Here is a 21,637-nt window from a genome sequence, read left to right as displayed (position 1 = left end):
CTGAGGATGACTGCGCGCCACGAACTGCGGCGGGAAGTAAGCCATGGGCTCAGGCGCGATCCTCGCCGCTCACGGCGCACGGCTCCTCGTCCGTGCGGACTAGCAGGCGATTTAGTCCGCTTGGACGAAGAATCGGCAAGGGGGTGCTCCCTAAGGTCACTGGCAGCGGCGGACTTTCCGCCAACAGAGGAGACCGACATGGTTACAGACAGGATTGATCAGGAGGTGCTCAGCGGCGAAAGCTGGAACCTCTTCTGCGAGCAACTGCGGCGCAGCGGCGAGCAAATATTGCGCGCCGAGGCTCCGGCCGATGTGCAGACCCGCGCCGAAGGATTTCGCTATCTCACGCGTTTGCTGCGCATTGCACTGGAAATGCACCTGGAATTTGCCGATCCGGACTTCCCGGGCTTCATCACTCCCTCCCATGAAACCGCGAAAATTGGCGCCGACAACCCCGATAATCTGTATAGCTATGCGCGCCTCAACGGCGCGCACGAGTATCGGGTCAGCGGCCAGCGCGGCAGTGTTGCCTACCTCAGTTTCGGTTCCCAGAAGGGGGGCTACGAAACGGATGGCAAGATGATCCAGACCGGCTTTCTCGATGCAGGCATGTTGCAGTCGGATGCCGAAGGCAACTTCGAAATCATCCTCAGCCAGCATCCACCCGGCATCGGTAACTGGCTGCGGCTCGAACCGCAGAGCAATGCCTTGATTGTCCGCCAAACCTTTCTGGACCGTAGCAGCGAGCAGCCGGCGCAACTGCGCATTGAACGCCTCAATGCCCGCCAGACACCCGAACCGCTGAATGCGCCGCGCTTGCAACAAAGCCTGCAGCGGGTGGGAAGTTTCGTCGAGAACACCGCGCGGTTATTCGCCGACTGGGCTCAGGGTTATCAGAAACACACCAATCAACTGCCCGCCGCCGACCAGGCACTGTGCCAGTCGGTGGGGGGCGACCCGAACATTTTCTATTACCACTCCTACTGGGCTCTGGCTGATGACGAGGCATTGCTGATCGAGGTCGATCAGGTGCCCGACTGCGATTTCTGGAACGTGCAGATCAACAACTACTGGATGGAGTCGCTCGACTACCGCTACCACCGCATCTGTCTGAACAAACAGTCGGCGCAACTGGAGGCGGATGGCCGCTTGCGCATGATCCTCTGCTGCGTTGACCCTGGTCTGGCGAACTGGCTGGAAACTGCCGGCCATCCCCATGGCACCCTCTGCCTGCGATGGGTGGGAGCAAAGCAGCCGGTGCAGCCAACGACACGCGTGGTCAAACTCAATGATCTGAAGGAGCTTGTGCGATGAGTGCCAATGACTTCGCCCTGGATGCCTTGCTGGCTGAAGCTTGCGCACGTGCGGGCGGCCTCGACGATTTCGGCCCCGGCGATTTTCGCCAGGGCCTGGTGGTGCTGGCTGACGCCCTGGAAAAAGAAGCGCGGCTATCAGTGTCGGGGCGCGGACTGTTGCGTGAGAAACTGTTGGCGCAACTGGTCAACCGTCTGATCATCGAGGATCACTGTCGGCGTTACCCACAAATCCTCGAGCTGGAAATCAACGACCCACTGGTGATCGTCGGCCTGCCACGCACCGGCACCACGCTGCTGCAACGCACCCTGGCGGTGGACCCGCAGTTCAGCAAGGCGCAGTGGTGGGAAACCCGCTACCCGGCGCCCCTCGATGGGGAGACCCTGGAGCAGCCGTTGCAGCGCCTAGGTCGGGCGCGCGCCGAAGTGGCGGCGATGGTCGAGTTCCTTCCGCAATTGCTGGCCATTCACCCACTGGACGCCGAGCAGCCCGACGAAGAGTTCATGCTGATGGAGCACTCGTTCCTCTGCGCCATGGACTCCTACGTCAACGTCCCCAGCTACACCACCTGGCTCGACCGTCAGGACCAGACTCAGGTCTACCGTTACCTCAAGCGCTCCCTGCAGTTCCTGCAATGGCAGCAGGCACGCCGTGGCATCGCCCCCGGCCGGCGCTGGTTGCTCAAGAGCCCGCAGCACCTGCATACCCTGGAGCTGTTGTTCGAAGTGTTCCCCGGTGCGCAAGTGGTGCTCACCCATCGCGAACCGGCCAGGACCATTCCCTCGCTGGCCAGCTTCATCCATACCCTGTGGCAGCTGTACAGCGACCAGGCCGATGCCCAAGCCGTCGGCGAGCAGTGGAACCGGCGCATGGCGCGGGCCTTGCGCCATGCCATGGCGGTGCGCGAAGGCATGCCGGCCGGGCGCTTTCTCGATGTGCAGTTCGAAGACACCCTGGCCGCGCCCCAGGCAGTGGTCGAGCGCATCTATCGCTTCGCCGGCCTTGAATGCACGGCAAAGGTTCAGGCAGAGATGGGCCAATGGTTGTCCGTCAATGGCCGGGAAAAACGCGCTGCCCATCACTACAGCCCTGACCAGTTCGGCCTCAGCGATGCGCTGCTGCAGCGTGACTACGCCGAGTACCGCGCCCGGCATCTGAGCGCCTGAGCCTGCCCCATAACAATAAGAGGATTCATCCCATGCTGCTTAAAGACAAAGTCGTGATGGTCTCGGGCGTCGGCCCCGGGCTGGGTATCAAACTGGCCCTGGAGGCCGCGCGCGAAGGGGCGCGGGCCGTGGCCATCGGCGCCCGCGACAAGGGCCGACTGCTTGAGGCGCAACAGCGCATCAAGGCGGTCGCCGGGCATTGCGAAGTACTGTGCGTGGCCACCGATATCACCGATGTGCAGGCCTGCAATCGTTTCGCCGAAGCCACCCTCGAGCAATTCGGCCGTATCGATGCGCTGATCAACAGCGCCTTTTCCCATGGCGGTTTCCAGGCGGTGGACGAGGCGGACAACGACCCGCTGCGCGAGGCCCTGGAGGTCAACCTGCTGGGCTCGCTGAACATGAGCCGCGCGGTGCTGGCGCCAATGCGCGCGCAGGGCGCGGGGGCGATCGTCATGATCAACACCCTGGGCGTGCGCAAACCGTATCAGGGTGGGGCGGCCTATGCCGCGTCGAAAAGCGCCCTGGCAGCCAGCGTGCGCTACCTGGCCAGCGAGCAGGCGGCCCACGGTTTGCGGGTCAACGCTCTGGCCTGTGGCTGGATGTGGGGCGAGCCGGTGCAAGCCCTGGTACGCCAGAGTGCTGCCGCCCGGGGTGTCAGCGAAGAACAGGTGCGCGCCGAGTTCAGTGCCGGTATCCCCGGCGGGCGCATGCGCAGCGACGAGGAGTGCGCCCGCGCTGCGTTGTTTCTGGCATCGGACTACGCCAGTGCGATCAATGGTGCGCAACTCGATGCCAACGGCGGCGAAGTCATGTACTGAGGAGCAGGGCAGATGAACACAATCGATCACTGCGCTTTCAACGGCGATGCCGACGGTCTGTGCGCCCTGCAGCAGTTGCGCCTGGCGGGTGAACTGGATCCGCAGGTGCGCCTGGTCAGCGGGGTCAAGCGCGACATCGAGTTGTTGCGCCGGGTCCAGGCCGGGCCCGGCGAGCGGGTCACCGTGCTGGACGTGGCCCACGAGCAGAACCGCGAGGCCACCCGGCGCCTGCTCGACGCCGGCGCCCGGGTACGCTACTTCGACCACCACTTTGCTGGCGAACTGCCGCGGCATCCGGCATTCGAGTCCTTCATCGACACGGCCGCCCAGGTGTGCACCAGCCTGCTGGTCAACACCTACCTGGACGGGCGTCATCACCGCTGGGCGGTGGCGGCTGCCTTTGGTGACGGCCTGGCCGGTCCGGCCCGGGTGCTGGCGTCGCAGCATGGCCTGGCCAGCAACGAGGTGCAGGCCCTGGAGGAACTGGGCCTGCTGCTCAACTACAACGCCTATGGCGACAGCCTGTCGGACCTGCACTTCGAGCCGCTGGCGCTGGCCGCCGAGCTGCTGCCTTATCACGACCCGCTGGACTTCATCCGCCACAGCACAAGCTTCACCACCCTGCGCACCGGCCACGCCGCCGACATGGCTGCAGCCGCAGGTCTTGAACCCTGGCACGAGGGACGGGGCGCGCAGCTGTACCGCCTGCCCGCGCAACCCTGGGCGCGGCGGGTCAGTGGTGTGCTGGCCAACCAACTGGCGGCCGGTGCGCCACGTAAGGCGATCGGCTTGCTCAGCGCCAGGGCGGACGGTGACTGGGCGTTCAGCCTGCGGGTACCGGAAGAGGCCGGGCTGACGGCGGATGCCTTCTGCCGGCAGTTTCCAACGGGGGGCGGGCGCAAGCGTGCTGCCGGGATCAACCGTCTGGCCGACGCGCAATTGAAGGAAGTCGCCGCACGCCTGCTCGATTGCTATCGCTGAGCAAAGGGCAACGCCCGGACCGGATCTGTCGGGGTGTTGCTTGCCACCAAAAGTCAGCGGTTCAAGCACCTGAACCGCTTGATCCAATATAGCTTGAACGCAGTCTTATATTCCATAAAGCTAGTACAAACTATTTTTATAGTGCGTTTTAATCTATTCAGTATTTTGAATCGATTGGAGCACTTGTCTGTGAACACTAAGGCGCTTTTACCATTTGGCTTGGCATTACTGGCTACCTGCTCGACGGCTTTCGCGGGCGCCACCCTGGATCGCGTAACCAGCAGCGGGGAGCTGACCGGCGTTCTGATGGAAAGCTATCCGCCATTCTCCTTTCTCAATGAACAGAACCAACTGGACGGGTTTGACGTCGATGTCGCCAAGGCCGTTGCGCAACGGCTAGGGGTGAAGCTGAAGCTGCAGACACCGTCTTGGGATGTCATCGCTGCCGGCCGCTGGAACGGACGATATGACATCTGCGTCTGCTCGATGACCCCGAGCAAGGCACGGGCCGAAGTGTTCGACTTTCCGGTGGAGTATTACCAGTCACCGGCCGTGATCGTGGTCAATGCCAAAGACAAGAACATTGTCACGGGCAAGGATCTGTCAGGTAAAAAAGTCGGCGTGATCAGTGCGTCGACCTATGAAGCCTATTTGAACAAGGATCTGGTGATTGAGGGCGCCGAGGACAAGCCGTTGAGCTATCCATTCGAAAGCGTCCAGATCGCGCCATACGACAACGAAACGGTAGCTTTCCAGGATCTGGCCTTGGGCACGGGCGTGCGCCTGGATGCCATGGTCACCAACCTCATCACTGCTCGCGAACGCATCGCCCAGGATCCTCGCTTTAAAATTGCCGGCGACACGCTGTATGCAGAGCCCAATGTGGTAGCGATCGAAAAGGGTGATCCGCAATGGAATGCCAAAGTCACTGAGGTTGTCACCCAGCTCAAGGCCGACGGCACATTAAGCAAGATTTCACAGAAGTGGATCGGTGCCGATATCAGCCAATGACAGCCCTCAATCCACACCCGGCCAAGACGGCTGTCGCCCCCGAAACCGAGACGCGTCGTTTCAGCCCGATACCTGGTTTTCGCACTCGCCTGTATTTGACCTGGGCAGTGCTGTTTGGCCTGTGCGTCATGTTTTTCATGAGCTTCGATCTGAAGTTCTCGATCATTGTGCAGAAGCTGCCCAATCTGGTCGGCCTGCATTTGGGGCCTGACGGTTTCTTGCAAGGCGCCGCGCTGACACTGTTCCTGTGCTTCTGTTCGATCTGGCTTTCGTTGCTCCTTGGCTTCGTGACGGCACTGGCGCGCCTGTCTCGCAGTGCAGTGGCTTTCGGCGTTGCCAGTTTCTATGCGTCTTTCTTTCGCGGTACTCCACTGTTGATCCAGATCCTGCTGATCTACCTGGGGCTGCCGCAGTTGGGTGTCGTGCCGGGCGCCATCAGCGCGGGAATCATTGCGCTGTCGCTCAATTACGGTGCCTACCTCAGCGAGATTTTTCGTGCCGGCATCATGGCTGTAGCACCCGGACAGCGCGAAGCGGCGATGGCTCTGGGGCTGGGGCCGGCGGCAACGTTCCTGCACATCGTCCTGCCGCAAGCCATGCGCACGATCATTCCCCCGACAACCAGTCAGTTCATTTCAATGCTCAAGGACTCATCGTTGATATCGGTGATGGGTGTCTGGGAAGTGATGTTCCTGGCGCAGTCGTACGGTCGCTCGTCTTACCGCTACATCGAAATGCTCACCACCGCAGCCGTTATCTATTGGCTCCTTTCCATTGGACTGGAGTTGATACAGAACCGTCTTGAACGCCACTACGGCAAAGGTTTCAAGCATCAGCGCTGACCCGTCCGTTTAATGACTTTTTACAGGTACTACGATGTCCGATCCAAAACCTCTGTTGTTTGCGTTATACGAGCAAGCCAGCGTTGGCTGTGGTGGCGCGCCGAGCCTCTGGACGCACCCGGCTGACGAGCGACTGACCATCAACTCGCTGGGCTACTGGTCGAACCTGGCACGCATCGCCGACCAGGCTCATCTCGACATGCTGTTTTTTGGTGATGTGCTGGGTTTCTACGATGTGTTTGGCGGTAATGCCGACGCGGCCATGAAGTGGGCGGTGGAAGCACCGGCCAACGACCCGTTGATGATCATCCCGGCATTGGCCGCCGTGACGGAAAACCTCGCCTTCGGCGTCACTGTCACCACCAGTTACGAGCATCCTTTCACCCACGCCCGGCGCTTCAGCACGCTGGACCACCTGACCAATGGCCGGGTCGGCTGGAACATCGTCACCTCCTACCTGACCAGCGCCGCTCGCAACTTCGGCCTGGAGCAGATGATCAAGCACGATGATCGCTATGAACGCGCAGATGAATTTCTCGATGTGGTCTACAAACTCTGGGAAGGCAGCTGGGCAAACGATGCCGTGGTTGCCGACAAGTCTCGCCAGGTCTATGCCAAGGGCGATCGCGTGCGACCGATCAATCATGTTGGCGAGCATTACCGGGTGGCCGGGCCGCATTTGACATCCCCGTCACCGCAACGCACACCCTTGCTGATCCAGGCCGGTTGGTCAGGCCGCGGCCGCGAGTTTGCGGCCAAGCACGCCGAACTGATTTTCATCGCCAAGTCCAACCCGCTGGAGATTCGCCAGGGATTGGAAGATATATGGACGCAGGCCAGGGCACGGGGGCGTCATGCCGGGGATGTCAAATCACTGACGGTACTTCGCATCGTCACAGCCAGGACCGAGATCGAAGCCCAACGTAAATATGACGAACTGCAAAGCAACTATCACTTGCAGGCGCAACTGGTGAGCTATGCCGGTGATACCGGTATCGACATCAGCCGCTACGCGGACAGCGACGCGTTGTCCACTCACACCGAAGGCATGACTTCCTATGTGATGCGCCCTGATGGCAGTGGCAAGCCCTTGACCGCCGGCGATGTCAAACAGCGCTTTGCCAATGTCACCCGGGGCAGTGATCTGATTTTGGTGGGAACGCCGCAACAAGTGGCCGATCGGATCGAAGAGCACGCCCGTATTTCCGGCACCAGCGGCTACATGCTCAACCCGCTGATCAGCCCGGGCAGCCTTGAGGACTTCGTTGAACTGATCATTCCTGAACTGCAAAAACGCGGCTTGTATCGTACCCAGCCACAGAGCGGTACTTTCCGTTCGCGGTTACGGGACGATGGCGCCAGCCATTTACCGGACTCTGCCTACGGCGCCTCATTCCGCTTTGATAAAGGTTTTTAGGGCGCGACAGTCCTGAAAAAAAAGCGGCTCTCCAGAGGCTAATGCCAGTCAGCTAATCCCGGGACACTGTGGGAGCGGGCTTGCCCGCGAAGAGGCCGGTACATCCAACAGAGATACTGGCTGACCCACCGCTATCGCGAGCAAGCCCGCTCCCACAGTTTTGACTTTCAGTGAACGCCAATCCTGCGGCTGGTCACAATCCCTGTGGGAGCGGGCTTGCCCGCGAAGAGGCCGGCACATTCAACAGCGATACTGGCTGACCCACCACTATCGCGAGCAAGCTCGCTCCCACAGTTTTGATCTTCAGTGAATGCCAATACTGCGGTTGGCCACCATCCCTGTGGGAGCGGGCTTGCCCGCGAAGAGGCCGGCACATTCAACAGAGATGTTGGCTGACCCACCGCTATCGTGAGCAAGCTCGCTCCCACAGTTTTGATCTTCAGTGAACGCCAATCCTGCGGTTGGCCACCATCCCTGTGGGCGCGGGCTTGCCCGCGAAGAGGCCGGCACATCCAACAGAGATACTGGCTGACCCACCGCTATCGCGAGCAAGCTCGCTCCCACAGTTTTGATCTTCAGTGAACGCCAATCCTGCGGTTGGCCACCATCCCTGTGGGAGCAGGCTTGCCCGCGAAGAGGCCGGCACATTCAACAGCGATATTGGCTGACCCACCGCTATCGCGAGCAAGCTCGCTCCCACAGTTTTGATCTTCAGTGAACGCCAATCCTGCGGCTGGTCACAATCCCTGTGGGAGCGGGCTTGCTCGCGAAGAGGCCGGCACATTCAACAGAGATACTGGCTGACCCACTTCTATTGCGAGCAAGCTCGCTCCCACAGTTTTGATCTTCAGTGAACGCCAATCCTGCGGTTGGTCACCATCCCTGTGGGAGCGGGCTTGCCCGCGAAGAGGCCGGCACATCCAACAGAGATACTGGCTGACCCACCGCTATCGCGAGCAAGCTCGCTCCCACAGTTTTGACTTTCAGTGAACGCCAATCCTGCGGCTAGTCACAATCCCGGTGGGAGCGGGCTTGCTCGCGAAGAGGTCGGCACATCCAACAAAGATATTGGCTGACCCACCGCTATCGCGAGCAAGCTCGCTCCCACAGTTTTGATCTTCAGTGAGCGCCAATCCTGCGGCTGGTCACCATCCCTGTGGGAGCGGGCTTGCCCGCGAAGAGGCCGGCACATTCAACAGAGATACTGGCTGACCCACCGCTATCGCGAGCAAGCTCGCTTCCGCAGTTTTGATCTTCAGTGAACGCCAATCCAACGACCGGCCACCATCCCTGTGGGAGCGGGCTTGCTCGCGAAGAGGCCGGCACATCCAACAGAGATATTGGCTGACCCACCGCTATCGCGAGCAAGCTCGCTCCCACAGTTTTGATCTTCAGTGAATGCTAATCCTGCGGTTGGCCACCATCCCTGTGGGAGCAGGCTTGCCCGCGAAGAGGCCGGCACATCCAACAGAGATGTTGGCTGACCCACCGCTATCGCGAGCAAGCTCGCTCCCACAGTTTTGATCTTCAGTGAACGCCAAACCTGCGGTTGGCCACCATCCCTGTGGGCGCGGGCTTGCCCGCGAAGAGGCCGGTACATCCAACAGAGATACTGGCTGACCCACCGCTATCGCGAGCAAGCTCGCTCCCACAGTTTGACCTGATTACTTCAAGTACCACCCCCAAGGCTGGTCGCTGACGTACTCGGTCACCTGTTTGACCTCCAGGTAATTGTGTAGCCCCCATTGGCCCAGTTCGCGGCCGATGCCGCTGTGTTTCATGCCGCCCCAGGGGGCTTCGACGAAGGTCGGTTGCGAGCAGTTGACCCAGACGATCCCTGCACGCAACTGGTTGGCGACCCGGGCGGTGCGTTGCAAGTCCGCGCTCATCACGGCAGCGGCCAGGCCGAAGCGACTGGCGTTGGCCATTTGCAGCGCTTGCTCTTCGGTCTTGAAGCGCTTGATGCACAGCACCGGGCCGAACACTTCTTCGCGCCACAGAATGCTGCTGTGACCAGGCTCGTCGAAAATCGCTGGCTCGACGAAGTAACCTTCGCGCAAGTGCGCCGGTCGCCGTCCGCCCGTGAGCAAACGGGCGCCACTGGCCAGGCCCTGGTCGATGAAGCCGAGCACCTTGTCGTACTGGCCCTGGCTGACCAGCGGACCGAGCAGCACGCCGGGCTGCATGCCTGGGCCAATGCTGATCTTGCGGGTTTCCTCCACCAGCCGTTCGATCAGGCGCGCAGCGATGGTTTCCTGCACCAGCAGACGAGACGTGGCGCTGCACACCTGGCCCTGGTTCCAGAAAATCCCGAACAAAATCCACTCCACGGCGGCTTCGACATCGGCGTCGTCGAACACGATAAAGGCAGACTTGCCCCCCAGTTCCAGGCTTATGTTCTTGATGTCGCGGGCCGCTGCCGACATGATTTTCGCGCCGGTGGGCACGCTGCCGGTGAAGGCCAGTTTGTCCACCCCCGGATGCTCAGTGAGCGGGCTGCCGGCATCGGCGCCGAGGCCGGTGACCAGGTTCAACACCCCGGCGGGCAAGCCGATACGATCGGCGGCGGCAGCCAGTTCCAGGGCGGTCAGCGGCGTCAGTTCCGACGGCTTCAACACCACAGTGGCCCCGGCAGCCAAAGCCGGCGCAACCTTCCACGCGGCCATCAGCAGCGGGTAGTTCCAGGGAATGATCTGCCCGGCCACGCCAATCGGTTCGTGGCGGATGCGGCAGCGGAAACGCGCGTCCGGCAAGTCCAGCGGCTGATCTTGTTGCTTATCCAGTTCGCGGGCCAACCCGGCATAGTAACGAAAGCAACCAATAGCATCGCCAATGTCCCACTGCGCTTCGGGCAAGGGTTTGCCGTTGTCGCGCACTTCCAGTTCCGCCAGCGCCTGCTGGCCACTTTCCAGTTCATCGGCCAGCGCCTCCAGCCATTGCCCGCGCTCGGCGCCGCTGGTCTGGCCCCAGCCATTGTCGAAGGCACGCCGGGCCGCACGCACGGCATGATCGACGTCTTCTTCGGTGCCTGCCGCCACGCGGTGGAAGGCCTGTTCGGTAGCCGGATCAATCACGTCCAGATAGCCGCCCAGGTCCGGGCTGACCCATTCGCCGTTGATATAGAGCTGATCACGCATGGTGCGACTCCTGGACGCCGGTGCGGCGGTTTTGCAGATGGCGGGAAGTGAACAGCAGGGCCAGCGACACGCAGATGATTACCGTGGAAATTGCGTTGATCTCCGGCGTCACGCCACGGCGGATGGAGGAAAAGATGTAGATCGGCAACGTCGTTTCGGAACCGGCAACGAAGAACGCGATGATGAAATCGTCGAAGCTGAAGGTGAACGCCAACAGGAACCCGGCCATGATCGCAGGACTGATCTGCGGCAGGGTCACCCGCCAGAAGGTGTCCATCGGTGGCGCGTACAGGTCCGCCGAGGCTTCCAGCAAGGCCTTGTCCAGGGAATCGACGCGGCTGCGCACGATCACCATCACCAGTGCCATGGTGAAAAGCGAATGCGCGGCGATCACGGTGAAGAACCCCATGTTCAACTTCGGTACCGTCGGCAACCAGCTCGCCAGCAACGGGTTGATCAGGTCGAACAGGCTGATGAAGGCAATCAGCGTCGAGATGCCGATGACGATGCCCGGCACGATGATCGCGCAATAGGTCAGGGCATCGAACAGCATCCGCACCTTGGCGCCGCAACGCTGCAGGCCGAACACCGCCAGGGTGCCGAACAGCGTGGCGATCACCGCCGAACTGAAGGCGATCAGCGCGCTGTTGCCCAGAGCTTCCATGATGAACGGGTTGCCGAATGCGGTGCCGAACCATTGCACCGAGCAGCACTGGAACGCCAGGCCACTGCGCCCGGCGTTGAAGCTGAACAGGACGATCAAGGCAATCGGCGCGTAGAGAAACAGGTACAGCGAGGTTGAATAGCTGCGCAGCCACATGTCACAGGCCTCCGTCGGCAGGGCGGCCGCCGTAGCGCGCCACCAGTTTCAAATACACGCCGATGATCAGCAGCATCATCGCCACCAACGTCATGGCCAGCGCACTGCCGAACGGCCAGTTGCGCGATTGCAGGAACAGGTCGACCAGCGCGTTGCCGACAAAGAACACTTTGCCGCCGCCGAGAATGGCCGGGATCAGGAACTCGCCCATCAGCAGGATGAATACCAGCATCACCCCGGTGATGATCCCCGGCGCGGACAGCGGCAGGGTGATCCGGCGGAAGCTTTCGAAGGCGCTGGCACCGAGGTCCGCCGAGGCTTCGAGCAGGCGTTTGTCGAGTTTTTCCAGGCTGACGTAGATCGGGAACACCATCAGCGGCAGGTAGCCGTAGACGATGCCGATCAGCACCGCCCACGGCGTGTTGATCAGCCGTACATCCTCAAGACCCAGGCTGGCCAGTAGCGCCGGGATGCCCTTGCCGCTGAGGATGAAAATCCACGCGTAGGTGCGGATCAGGAAACTGGTCCAGAACGGCACGATCACCAGGGTCAGCAACAGCGAGCGGTTCCTTGTGACCTTGACCGCAAGGAAGTACGCCAATGGATAAGCCGCCACCAGGCACACCAGGGTGCCCAGCGGCGCCAACATCAGCGTGTTGCTGAACGCCGCGCCGCGAGAACCGAGGTTCAGGTAGTTGGCCAGTGTGAAGCCACCGGCGTAACCGCCCACGGCGCTGCGCTCGCCGAAACTGAAGACCAGGATGATCACCAGCGGCATCAACAACAGCAGCAGGAACCACAGGGTCGAAGGCAAGAGCATCAGCAGGGTAATGCGCCGGCCGAGGCTGCGCCGTTGGCGAACCTCGACCGACAGGGCATGGCCCGGCTGCACCGTTTGCGGGTGGGCGGCGGCATTCATGGGTGACTCCTCATTGGCCATGGTCAAGCGATCAGGCGGACTTGAAACGCGCCATCAGTTCGGCGCGCGCCGGGCTGGTCAGCGTCGCGGCGGCACCGAACTCCAGCGGGCTCAGGGCCTCGGCGGCCGGGTACATGATCGGATCGTCGAGCATCGCCACAGGCAGCAGCGCGTCGACACGCTTGTCGCCGCTCGGGTAGCCGTGGCTCAGCACTTCCAGCTTGTTGTGCTGCGGGTCGAGCAGGTAGTTGATGAAGGCATAGGCGGCGTCCTTGTGTTCCGAACTTTTCGGAATCGCGAAGAAGTCGCTCCACAGTTCGCCACCTTCCTTACCTAGTTCGAACTGCATTTGCGCGTTGTCGCGGTGCAGTTGCGAGGCGTCGCCGGTCCACGACATGGCCAGCCAGGCATCGCCGCTGCGCATCGACGGCTGGATGTCGGAGTTGATCGCGAACAGGTGTGGTTTGACCTCGATCAGCAGCTTTTCGGCATCGGCCAGTTCTTTCGGGTCCAGGGAGTTGAAGCTGTAGCCAAAGCTTTTCAGCGCGTTGCCGATGGCGGTCAACTGGTAGTCGTGGACCATTGTCCGGCCACTGGCCGGGCCTTGGGCGGCGGCCCAGAATTCCTTCCAGCTGGCTGGGCCGTTTTTCAGTTTGCCGGCGTCGTAGAGCATGCCGGTGGTGCCCCAGTTTTTCGGTACCGCGTAGACCTTGCCGTCCACCGTGCCCTGGGCCATGAACTTTTGCTGGAACGCCGAGGCGTCGAAGTTGGGGATGCGCGACAGGTCCAGCGGCTCGATCAGGCCCAGGCCGACGTAGGTGCTGATGGTGTAGTTGGTCGGCACCAGCACGTCCCAGCCACTGCCGCCGGCCTGTAATTTGGCGAGCATTTCCTCGTTGGAACCGAACACGCTCATCGACACCCGGGCGCCTGTGGTCTTGCCGAAGGCGTCGAGGTTTTCCTGGCTGTGGTAGTTCGGCCAGGTCGCCAGCGACAGGCGATCACCGAGCTTGGTTTGCTCGGCGGCTTCTGCGGTGGAGGTCAGCAGGCCGGGCATGTTGGTCGCGACCACGGCGGCGGCGATCCCAAGGCCCGTGCGGCCAAGGAACTCACGGCGGCTGATCGAGCCGTTCTGCCAGCTGCGCAGGGTTTTTATAAAAGTCTTCTGGTCCATAGCACGCTCCACATCCGGTTGATGAAACGAATCGATGATTTACAACGCCATGGCCAGGCCATTGGCGTGATCCCAGCCGACGCGCACTGCCGCGCCGTGTTCGAATGCATTGGCGCCGTGATCCTGCTGGCGCGGCACCCGCACGCAAACCACGCCAAAGGCCTGGGTGCGCACGCGGTACTCGGTGGAATTGCCCAGATAAATGCGATCTTCGACGCAGCCCGGCAGCTTCACTTCCCGGGTCATCTCGGCGTTGGCCCCGGCGATGCTGATCAGCTCAGGCCGCACCGCAATGCAACCGGCGGCGTTGGCGCTCAGGGCTTTGCCGGTGGGGGTGAGGGGGCTGGTCAGTTCCAGCCCTTGCTCGGTGCGCAGCACCACGGAGTTGCCGTTGAGCTGGCGCACGGTGCCGTCGAACAGATTGGACTCGCCGATAAAATCCGCCACATAGCGGCTGGCCGGGGCTTCATAGAGTTGTTCCGGAGTGGCGGTCTGGATGATCGAACCGTTGTGCATCACGCTGATGCTGTCGCTCATCGACAGGGCTTCTTCCTGGTCGTGGGTGACCAGCACGAAGGTGATGTCGACCTCGCGCTGCAAACGCAGCAATTCCGATTGCATCTCCTTGCGCAGCTTGCGGTCCAGCGCAGCCAGTGGTTCGTCGAGCAGCAACACCGTCGGCTTGTTCACCAGCGCACGGGCGAGGGCGACACGCTGTTGCTGGCCGCCGGACAGTTCGCTCGGCTTGCGCTGGCCGAAGCCGCTCAGGCGTACCATCTCCAGCGCCTCATCGGCCATGCGCAGTTGCTGTTTTTTGTCAGGGCGCGGGGTGCGATAGCGCAGGCCGTAGGCAATGTTCTGCGCCACGGTCAGGTGCGGGAACAGCGCGTAATGCTGGAACACCATGTTCACCGGTCGCTCGAAGGCCGGCACGCCGGCAACGCTCTTGCCGGCCAAGCGGACCTCGCCGCTGGTGGGCTGTTCGAAGCCGGCGATCATGCGCAAGGTGGTGGTCTTGCCACAGCCCGAGCCGCCGAGGAAGGAATGAAACGAGCCACGGCGCACCGCGAAATCCAGACCGCCGACGGCCTGCACCTCGCCATAGCGTTTGACCACATTGCAGAATTCGATATCGCTTGGCGGGGTGTTGTTCACGAGACGGGCTCCCTTGCAGTGATGAATCAGTGCGTTGGGGGCCAAACTAGCAATCGGGGTTTTGCGGTGTATATATCCCTTGGGGGATAGAAGCGGATTGTCGTAGGAGCGAGCTTGCTCGCGATGGACCCAAGCGCACTGCGTTGAGCCAGTCATCACGCGTAATCGTTAACGACCATCGCGAGCGGGCTCGCTCCTACAGGGATTTGAGGTGAATACAAATTTTGTTTACACCGCCGACCATTGTGGGAGCGAGCTTGCTCGCGATGGCGGTGTGTCAGACACATGGATGTTGAATGTAAGGCCGCAATCGCGAGCGAGCTCGCTCCCACAAGGGATTATTGCCAACCGACAGGTATTAACCTGCAAACTGAGCCCAGGGGCGCTGGATCAGCTTGATCCGCCCTGACCACAATCTCCAGATCACCGATAGAACTGTGGGAGCGAGCTTGCTCGCGATGGCGGTGTGTCAGACACATGGATGTTGAATGTAAGGCCGCAATCGCGAGCAAGCCCGCTCCCACAGGGGGGGCTGCTAGCCGACAGGGATCAGGCTTGCAGCTTGAGGCCGGGGGCCTGCAACGGATCCTCCGTCAGCTCTCGAATAAACAACCCCAGCAACTCCGACTGGCTGCCGATGCCCAGCTTGGCGTAGATGTTCTTGCGGTGAATCTTTACCGTGCCGGGGCTGATGTTCAGTTGTTCGGCCACTGAGGCGCTGGAGTGGCCGCGCAGCAACAGTTGAACGATTTCCTGCTCGCGCCCGGTGAGGATGTGCGCACCGAACTGGTCGAAGGCTTCGCGGATCTTGAAGTCCAGGTCCTGCGCCGGTCGCGGTTCCTGAGCCTGACGCAAGCGCCAGGCCTCATTGATGACCTGCTCGACCACCGCTTGCGCGCACTCGACCAGTTGCATTTCGTCCCGGCTGAATGCACAGCTGGCGCTGGAGCGCATCAGCGACAACACCGCCATGGCGCCACCGCCGAGGTCGACGAAGAACGCCACTTCCTCGGCCAGTCCGGTTTGCTGGTAATAGGTCAGGAAGTATTCGCCGAGGTAGAAGTGGTCGGGGGCGAACTGGCGCAGACGCCACAGCCCCGGCGCTTGCCCGCGTGTACAGGCCAGGTAGAAGGGATCGAGCAGGTAAGGCCCGCACTGATAGTCGTCGACATACACCGCCCGCTTGTCCGCCGAGAACGTATCGAACAACGCCAGTGGCCGGTGATTGCCTTCGTAGACAAACAACACGAAATGATCGACCGGGCAGATTTGCCGAAGCCAATGGCTCAACCCCGACAACCGCCCATGCCCGGCAGGCAGGTCGAGCAGGTGGGCGACACCGGTGGTCCAGAGTTTCAGTTCCTTGGGGCGCATGGCGGCTACAGGCAGAAGAGGATGGCCTTTGGATGCACAAAGTACGCCATGGCGGTATTGCCCGTGTGAAGCGCGGCGGTTGGCGGTGCGTCGTGGCAAAGACGCACCGCAACAGGGCTTGGTGTTACCGAGTGCTACAGGGCAGGTATCAAAAATGATCGGCTGAATCCTTTAGCGAGCACTCCGAGTCGAAGGCAACAGGATCGTCAGAATTCCCAGCAAAGGCAGGAACGAACACAGCGTGTACACGTACTCGATGCCATGGATATCCGCCAGGTGCCCCAGCAGCGCGGCACCGATCCCGCCGAAACCGAACATCAGGCCGAAGAACACCCCGGCGATCATGCCGACGTTACCGGGCACCAGTTCCTGGGCGAAGACCACGATGGCCGAGAACGCCGAGGCGAGGATGAAGCCGATGATCATACTCAGCACACCCGTCCAGAACAGGTCGACGTAGGGCAGGGCGAGGGTGAAGGGCGCGGCGCCGAGGATGGAAAACCAGATCACCTGCTTGCGGCCGATCCGGTCGCCGATCGGGCCACCAAAGAACGTGCCCGCCGCGACGGCGCCAAGAAACAGGAACAGGTACAGCTGCGAACTGGCCACCGACAGGTCGAACTTCTCGATCAGGTAGAAGGTGAAGTAACTGGTGAAGCTGGCCATGTAGAAGTATTTGGAGAACACCAGCAGCGCCAGCACCACCAGGGCGAATGTCACCCGCCGTTTCGACAGGCCGTGGGTGGCCTTGCTGCCTTGCTTGAGCTTGAACAGGTTCAGGTGATTGCGATACCAGCGGCTCAGGCCGTACTGCACGAGGATGGCAAACACTGCGAACAGGCCGAACCAGGCGACGTTGCCCTGGCCATAGGGAATGATGATCGCGGCGGCCAACAGCGGACCGAAGGCGCTACCGGCGTTGCCACCAACCTGGAAGGTCGACTGCGCCAGGCCGTAGCGACCGCCCGAAGCCAGGCGCGCCACCCGCGAGGTCTCCGGGTGAAAGGTCGACGAACCAACCCCCACCAGCGCCGAGGCCACGAGAATGGCCGGGAAGCTGCCGACCATCGACAGCATCAGAATACCGATCAGGGTGCAGACCATGCCGGCCGGCAACAGCCACGGTTTGGGATGACGGTCGGTGTAGAAACCGATCCACGGTTGCAGCAGCGAGGCGGTGAGCTGGAAGGTCAGGGTGATCAGGCCGACCTGGGTGAAACTCAGGCCATAACTGGCCTTGAGCATCGGGTAGATCGACGGCAGCACGGCCTGGATCAGGTCGTTGATCAGGTGCGCCAGCGCACAGGCGCCGATGACGCGCATGACCATGGGGCTGGCCTGGCTGGCCACCGAAGCGGTGGGTGAGGGAGAGCTCAGGGTAGTGGTCGACATAGGCGAGTTTCCGGATAAAAACGCGAACTGCGAACGCAAGGCGCAGCCAATTTCAGGGTTCGGCGTTATCCTAGGGGCCTCAATGGCGCCCGTCTCGCGCAACTCGGGCGTGGACCATCGCAAAAAGGGCGTCATGATCAAACCATTGCAGACATTTCTCGCGGAGATCGACCAGGGCGGCTGGAGCGTACGCAGCAGTGCGACCGACTACCCGGAAAACTGGTTCATCCCGCCGCACTCCCATGAAAAGCATCAACTGATCTATGCCATCGAAGGCGTGATGGTGGTGCACGCCGCCACCAGCCAATGGACGGTGCCGCCGAGCCGTGGCATCTGGATGCCGAGCGGTGAAGTGCATTCGATTCGCTGTGTGGGGGCGATCAAGATGCGCAGTGTTTTCGTGCACCCTGACGCGAGCCTGGATCTGCCCGCCGAAACCCGGGCGGTGAGTGTTTCCGCGTTGCTGAGCGAGCTGATCAAGGTCTCGGTCGATTTCGACTTCGCCTGCAATCCGGACTCGCGGGAAGCCCGGGTGCTGCGGCTGATCCTGGATGAACTGACGATCCTGCCGACCTTGCCATTGAACCTGCCGCAGCCCGCCGACCAACGTATCAACCTGATCTGTAGTGCGTTGCAGCGTGACCCTGGGGATGGCTCGACGTTGTCGGACTGGAGCGCCCGGTTGAGCCTCGACGCCAAAACCATCCAGCGCAGGTTTCGCAAGGAAACCGGCATGACTTTCGGCCAATGGCGCCAGCAAGCGCGACTGCTGTTGGCGCTGGAACGGATAGCCGTCGGGGAGAAGATCATCGACATCGCCGGGGAGCTGGGATACGACAGCCCAAGCGCATTCACGACCATGTTCAAGAAGCAGTTCGGCAAGACGCCGAGCGATTTTTTCAAGTGAGGCGGCCGCCCGTGGGACGGCCGCTTGATGCCTGAATCAGGTCAGGATCCTTGCGGTGTTTCACCTCGTGCCAACCGGGCATTGATGTCTTCGATGACCGCCGGCAGATCGACGATGGTGTCGATCAGGTAGTGCGGGCGGGAGCCTTCGAACATCCTGACGATGCGGGCCCGCTCACTGTCCAGCCTGTCGGAGGGCAGGGCCTTGTATTGCTCGTAGGTCAAGCCCAGGGCGTTGCCGGAACAGGTCAGCGCCACCGTCCACATCCCGGCGGCACGGCCTTCGAGGATGCCGGGCCAGGTGTCGTCGACCTTGACACAGGCAGCGACATCGCTGATTCCCAGGGCAATCACGTTGGCCAAGGCCTGGGCCGGGTAGGGGCGGCCGTTCGGCACCTCGTCGGTGGCCACCACATGGTCTGCCACGTAGCCATTGTGCCGCGCCAGCTCGACCACTTTTTCCATGACCACGGCCGGGTAACCGGAGCAGGAACCGATTTTCAGGCCCTTGTCGCGCAAGGCATCGATGGTGTTCAGCGCGCCGGGAATCAGGGCCGAGTGCAGGGCGATTTTCTCGATCTGCAGTGGCATGAACCGCTCGTACAGTGCGGTGACATCATCATCGGTTGGCAGGCGGTCAAACACGGCACGGTAGCGTTCGGCGATCTGCGGTTGATTGCACAGGGTGCGGATGTGATCCCACTTGCCCATGCCCATCGGGCCTCGCGCTTCCTCCAGCGAGACGGCGACGCCGAACTCGGCGAAGGCTTCGACGAAAATCTGCGTGGGGGCGAAGGAGCCGAAATCGACGACGGTGCCGGCCCAGTCCAGAACCACGGCTTGCAGTTGGGTCGGTTGTTGGTAGTTCATGGTGTTTCTCCATTTTTTGTTGTGGGCAGGCCGTCCCTCCTGTCACCAGGAAGTAGGCCTATGGATTGCTCAAGGGTGAGACGAAATCAGGTGGCCGGTATCGGGCTCGAGTCGAACAGCTCCGCGATCATTGGGCGGTTTCGGCGAATGCCCAGGCAGCACAGGTGGTAGTCGATGGAAAACGGGTGATTGACGAAGGTGATCGGTTTGGTGCCTGGGGTTTCGGCGTACTCGACGGCCGAGACGAAACCGATGCCGATGCCCTTGGCGATGGCATGCACGATGGCTTCGCGGCTGTTCAACTGCATGACGCAGTTCAGTGCAACGCCCAGGTGCTTGCAGCTTTCCTCCACCAGTTGACGAGTGCGGGAGCTTTTTTCGCGCAGCACCCATTTCTCCTCGCTGATCTGCTCGACATGCACTTCTTTCTGCCGGGCCCATGGATGGTCGTCACGCACCACGGCAATGATCGGGTAACGCCGGTAAAGCTGCGTGTCAAAGCGTTGGTCGAATTCGGACAACGCCAGGATCGCCACATCGATATCGAAGTTGAACAGACGATCCAGGGTCTCTTTTTCCGGGGAGAACGAGGTTTCCAGCTCGATGTCCGGGTGCCGTTGCATCAGTTCGTAGGTCAGGTTCATGGCAATCGGCGGCGACACCGCGCCGAGGCGCAGCATGCCGGTCTTGCGTTGCTTGAAACTTTGCAGCAATTGCACGGCTTCATCCTCCTGGCCGAACAGGCCCTGGGTGATCGCGTAGAGCTGGTGCCCGGCGGCACTCATTTCGATAAAGCGGCCGCGGCGATGGAACAGCTCCACGGAAAACTTCTTTTCCAGGGCATTGACCTGCTCACTGACCGTGGGCTGGCCGACGCTCAAATACTCAGCGGCGAGGGTGAAGCTGCCGGTCTTCGCCACGGCATGAAATGAACGTAGCCACTTGTGGTACTGGTACATAGACGATCCTGTTCCTGAGCCGCTGTCTTCGATTCAATCTGCCTGGTCGGGCGATCAACGCCTGATGAACAACGCTACCGACGCGCTGCACAGGCAGGCGCTGGTGACCACGATGAAAATCAGCGAGGTGTTGCCGGTACTGTCGAGCATACTGCCGATCAGCGGTTCCGCCAGGCCGGCGAACAGGTAGGACGAGAAGTTCATCACCCCGGTCGCGGTGCCGGCGCGCTTGGCGCCCACCAGGTCCGGGCACAGCGCCCAGAAGCTGGAAGCGGGGCCGTACACGAAGAAACCGCAGAGGAACAAGGCCACAAGGCCGGTTGCGCTGTGGGGGGCAAGGGTCCACATCCACATACTGGTCGCCGCGCCGAGGAACATGTAGAGCATGATCGCCAGGTAGCGTTTGGAGCCGAACAGCTTGTCCGAGATCCAGCCGTTGCTCAGCGCACCGATGGCCATGCCGACGGGAAGGGCCACGGTGATCCATTTCGGATCGATCATGCTGTCGCCGCTTTTCCAGTTGGCACCCAGGAAGTGCACCGGCACCCAGACAATCAAACCGTAGCGGGCGGCGTTCTGGAAACCCAGGGACACGGCGGCGATGATCAGGCGGAAGTTTTTCAGCACAGCCTTGTAACGCTGCGCGGAGGTTTCGACTTCGCCCTGGGCCACTTCATGGCTTTTGTCCTCGGCATTGGCCACACCGGTGTCGGCAGGCGGCTCGAAACCCAGGTCTTGCGGACGCTCGCGGGCTACCAGGTAAAAGATGATGCCGCCCGCCAGCATGAGCAACACGGGCAGGCGGAAGATCCAGCGCCACTCCAGTTGCATCACTTCCAGCACGACGATCGAGGTCACGTAGGAAAGCACTGACGCGCAGCCGGCCGCGAACACATAGAAGCCATAGACCTTGCCGCGTTCGCCCGCGCTCCACCAGTTGGAGATCAGCCGACTGCCCGGTGCCCAGCCCAATGCCTGGAAGTAGCCATTGATCCCCCAGGGCAGGATCAGCCCGGCGAAACCGCTGGCGAAACTGGTCACCCAGTTGGCGCCGCAGGACAGTACGGCGCCCAGGGTCATGATGCGCCGGCCACCGAATTTGTCGGCGAGGTTGCCGTTGATGGCCTGGCCAATGGCGTAGGCCCAGAGCATCGCGGCCGAAACCCAGCCGAGGGTTTCCTTGGTCAGGCCGAATTCGGCCTGGATACCCGGGATGGCGAAACCGAAGGTCTGGCGTCCGGTGTAGAAAAACAGATAGCAAAACATCGCTGCCAGCAGCATCCGCCACTGGGCGACGCGAAACGATGCGGTGTGTACGGCGAGACCTGGCATGGTTTGGGCCCGATTCATGATCTTTTCCTTATTCTTGTTCGGTCCCT

The 21,637-nt window shown here is 61.6% G+C and carries 18 protein-coding genes; 8 read left to right on the top strand and 10 right to left on the bottom strand.

The features are described from left to right. Positions 1-198 precede the first annotated feature (198 nt). The 7 genes from ABIE16_RS22490 to ABIE16_RS22460 all read left to right on the top strand — a co-directional run bounded on the left by ABIE16_RS22490 (position 199) and on the right by ABIE16_RS22460 (position 7,552). On the top strand, positions 199-1,314 hold the full coding sequence (locus ABIE16_RS22490) for a DUF1214 domain-containing protein (protein WP_159389773.1): 1,116 nt from the start codon (positions 199-201) through the stop codon (positions 1,312-1,314). Further along, on the top strand, positions 1,311-2,480 hold the full coding sequence (locus ABIE16_RS22485) for a sulfotransferase family protein (protein ID WP_218498302.1): 1,170 nt from the start codon (positions 1,311-1,313) through the stop codon (positions 2,478-2,480). Before ABIE16_RS22490 ends, ABIE16_RS22485 begins: the two co-directional genes overlap by 4 nt. 32 nt (positions 2,481-2,512) lie before the next feature. Beyond that, positions 2,513-3,301, top strand: coding sequence for an SDR family oxidoreductase (locus tag ABIE16_RS22480; protein ID WP_223502086.1), 789 nt, complete (start codon positions 2,513-2,515; stop codon positions 3,299-3,301). A gap of 12 nt (positions 3,302-3,313) precedes the next feature. Next, entirely contained in the window at positions 3,314-4,282 is a 969-nt protein-coding gene (locus ABIE16_RS22475) for a DHH family phosphoesterase (RefSeq protein WP_429521968.1), read from the top strand. A 189-nt stretch (positions 4,283-4,471) separates the two neighbouring features. After that, positions 4,472-5,293 carry an ABC transporter substrate-binding protein gene (locus ABIE16_RS22470; RefSeq protein ID WP_429522075.1) on the top strand — a complete coding sequence of 274 codons (822 nt, stop codon included), beginning with the start codon at positions 4,472-4,474 and terminating at the stop codon, positions 5,291-5,293. Continuing rightward, the gene (locus ABIE16_RS22465) at positions 5,290-6,135 is read left to right on the top strand and encodes an amino acid ABC transporter permease (protein WP_154910494.1); all 846 of its coding nucleotides are present in this window, start codon (positions 5,290-5,292) and stop codon (positions 6,133-6,135) included. Before ABIE16_RS22470 ends, ABIE16_RS22465 begins: the two co-directional genes overlap by 4 nt. Positions 6,136-6,169: 34 nt before the next feature. Next, positions 6,170-7,552, top strand: a complete 1,383-nt coding sequence (locus tag ABIE16_RS22460) for an LLM class flavin-dependent oxidoreductase (RefSeq protein ID WP_057715267.1) — start codon at positions 6,170-6,172, stop codon at positions 7,550-7,552. Between the two features lie 1,664 nt (positions 7,553-9,216). Here ABIE16_RS22460 and ABIE16_RS22455 read toward each other — a convergent pair. The 7 genes from ABIE16_RS22455 to ABIE16_RS22425 form a co-directional block, all read right to left on the bottom strand. Next, positions 9,217-10,689, bottom strand: a complete 1,473-nt coding sequence (locus ABIE16_RS22455) for an aldehyde dehydrogenase family protein (protein WP_429521967.1) — start codon at positions 10,687-10,689, stop codon at positions 9,217-9,219. Further along, positions 10,682-11,509 (bottom strand): ABC transporter permease, encoded by an 828-nt coding sequence (locus ABIE16_RS22450; RefSeq protein ID WP_057715265.1) that lies wholly within the window; start codon positions 11,507-11,509, stop codon positions 10,682-10,684. The genes ABIE16_RS22455 and ABIE16_RS22450 overlap by 8 nt, the downstream gene beginning before the upstream one ends. Position 11,510: 1 nt before the next feature. Continuing rightward, positions 11,511-12,428 (bottom strand): ABC transporter permease, encoded by a 918-nt coding sequence (locus tag ABIE16_RS22445; RefSeq protein WP_057715264.1) that lies wholly within the window; start codon positions 12,426-12,428, stop codon positions 11,511-11,513. Positions 12,429-12,459: 31 nt separating this feature from the next. Next, positions 12,460-13,602: an ABC transporter substrate-binding protein gene (locus ABIE16_RS22440; RefSeq protein ID WP_429521966.1), complete on the bottom strand. Its 1,143-nt coding sequence runs from the start codon at positions 13,600-13,602 to the stop codon at positions 12,460-12,462. Between the two features lie 39 nt (positions 13,603-13,641). Further along, positions 13,642-14,757 carry an ABC transporter ATP-binding protein gene (locus ABIE16_RS22435; protein ID WP_429521965.1) on the bottom strand — a complete coding sequence of 372 codons (1,116 nt, stop codon included), beginning with the start codon at positions 14,755-14,757 and terminating at the stop codon, positions 13,642-13,644. 549 nt (positions 14,758-15,306) lie between these two features. Continuing rightward, entirely contained in the window at positions 15,307-16,131 is an 825-nt protein-coding gene (locus ABIE16_RS22430) for a response regulator transcription factor (protein ID WP_057715261.1), read from the bottom strand. A gap of 171 nt (positions 16,132-16,302) precedes the next feature. Next, positions 16,303-17,523: an MFS transporter gene (locus tag ABIE16_RS22425; RefSeq protein WP_429521964.1), complete on the bottom strand. Its 1,221-nt coding sequence runs from the start codon at positions 17,521-17,523 to the stop codon at positions 16,303-16,305. A gap of 133 nt (positions 17,524-17,656) precedes the next feature. Between ABIE16_RS22425 and ABIE16_RS22420 the strand changes: the two genes are divergently transcribed. Continuing rightward, positions 17,657-18,430, top strand: coding sequence for an AraC family transcriptional regulator (locus tag ABIE16_RS22420; protein ID WP_429521963.1), 774 nt, complete (start codon positions 17,657-17,659; stop codon positions 18,428-18,430). A 41-nt stretch (positions 18,431-18,471) separates the two neighbouring features. Here ABIE16_RS22420 and phnX read toward each other — a convergent pair whose 3' ends face one another. The 3 genes from phnX to ABIE16_RS22405 form a co-directional block, all read right to left on the bottom strand. Then, a complete protein-coding gene (gene phnX, locus ABIE16_RS22415; RefSeq protein ID WP_102675516.1) occupies positions 18,472-19,299 on the bottom strand; it encodes a phosphonoacetaldehyde hydrolase in 828 nt (275 codons plus the stop codon). Positions 19,300-19,385: 86 nt separating this feature from the next. Continuing rightward, on the bottom strand, positions 19,386-20,258 hold the full coding sequence (locus ABIE16_RS22410; protein WP_056727874.1) for a LysR substrate-binding domain-containing protein: 873 nt from the start codon (positions 20,256-20,258) through the stop codon (positions 19,386-19,388). A 54-nt stretch (positions 20,259-20,312) separates the two neighbouring features. Then, complete coding sequence (locus ABIE16_RS22405; protein WP_349736191.1) at positions 20,313-21,608, bottom strand: MFS transporter; 1,296 nt, start codon at positions 21,606-21,608, stop codon at positions 20,313-20,315. Positions 21,609-21,637: the final 29 nt, after the last annotated feature.

Source organism: Pseudomonas sp. 2725 (genome assembly GCF_050434585.1).
GTDB lineage: Bacteria > Pseudomonadota > Gammaproteobacteria > Pseudomonadales > Pseudomonadaceae > Aquipseudomonas > Aquipseudomonas jessenii.
This window is presented reverse-complemented; position numbering and strand designations above follow the sequence as displayed.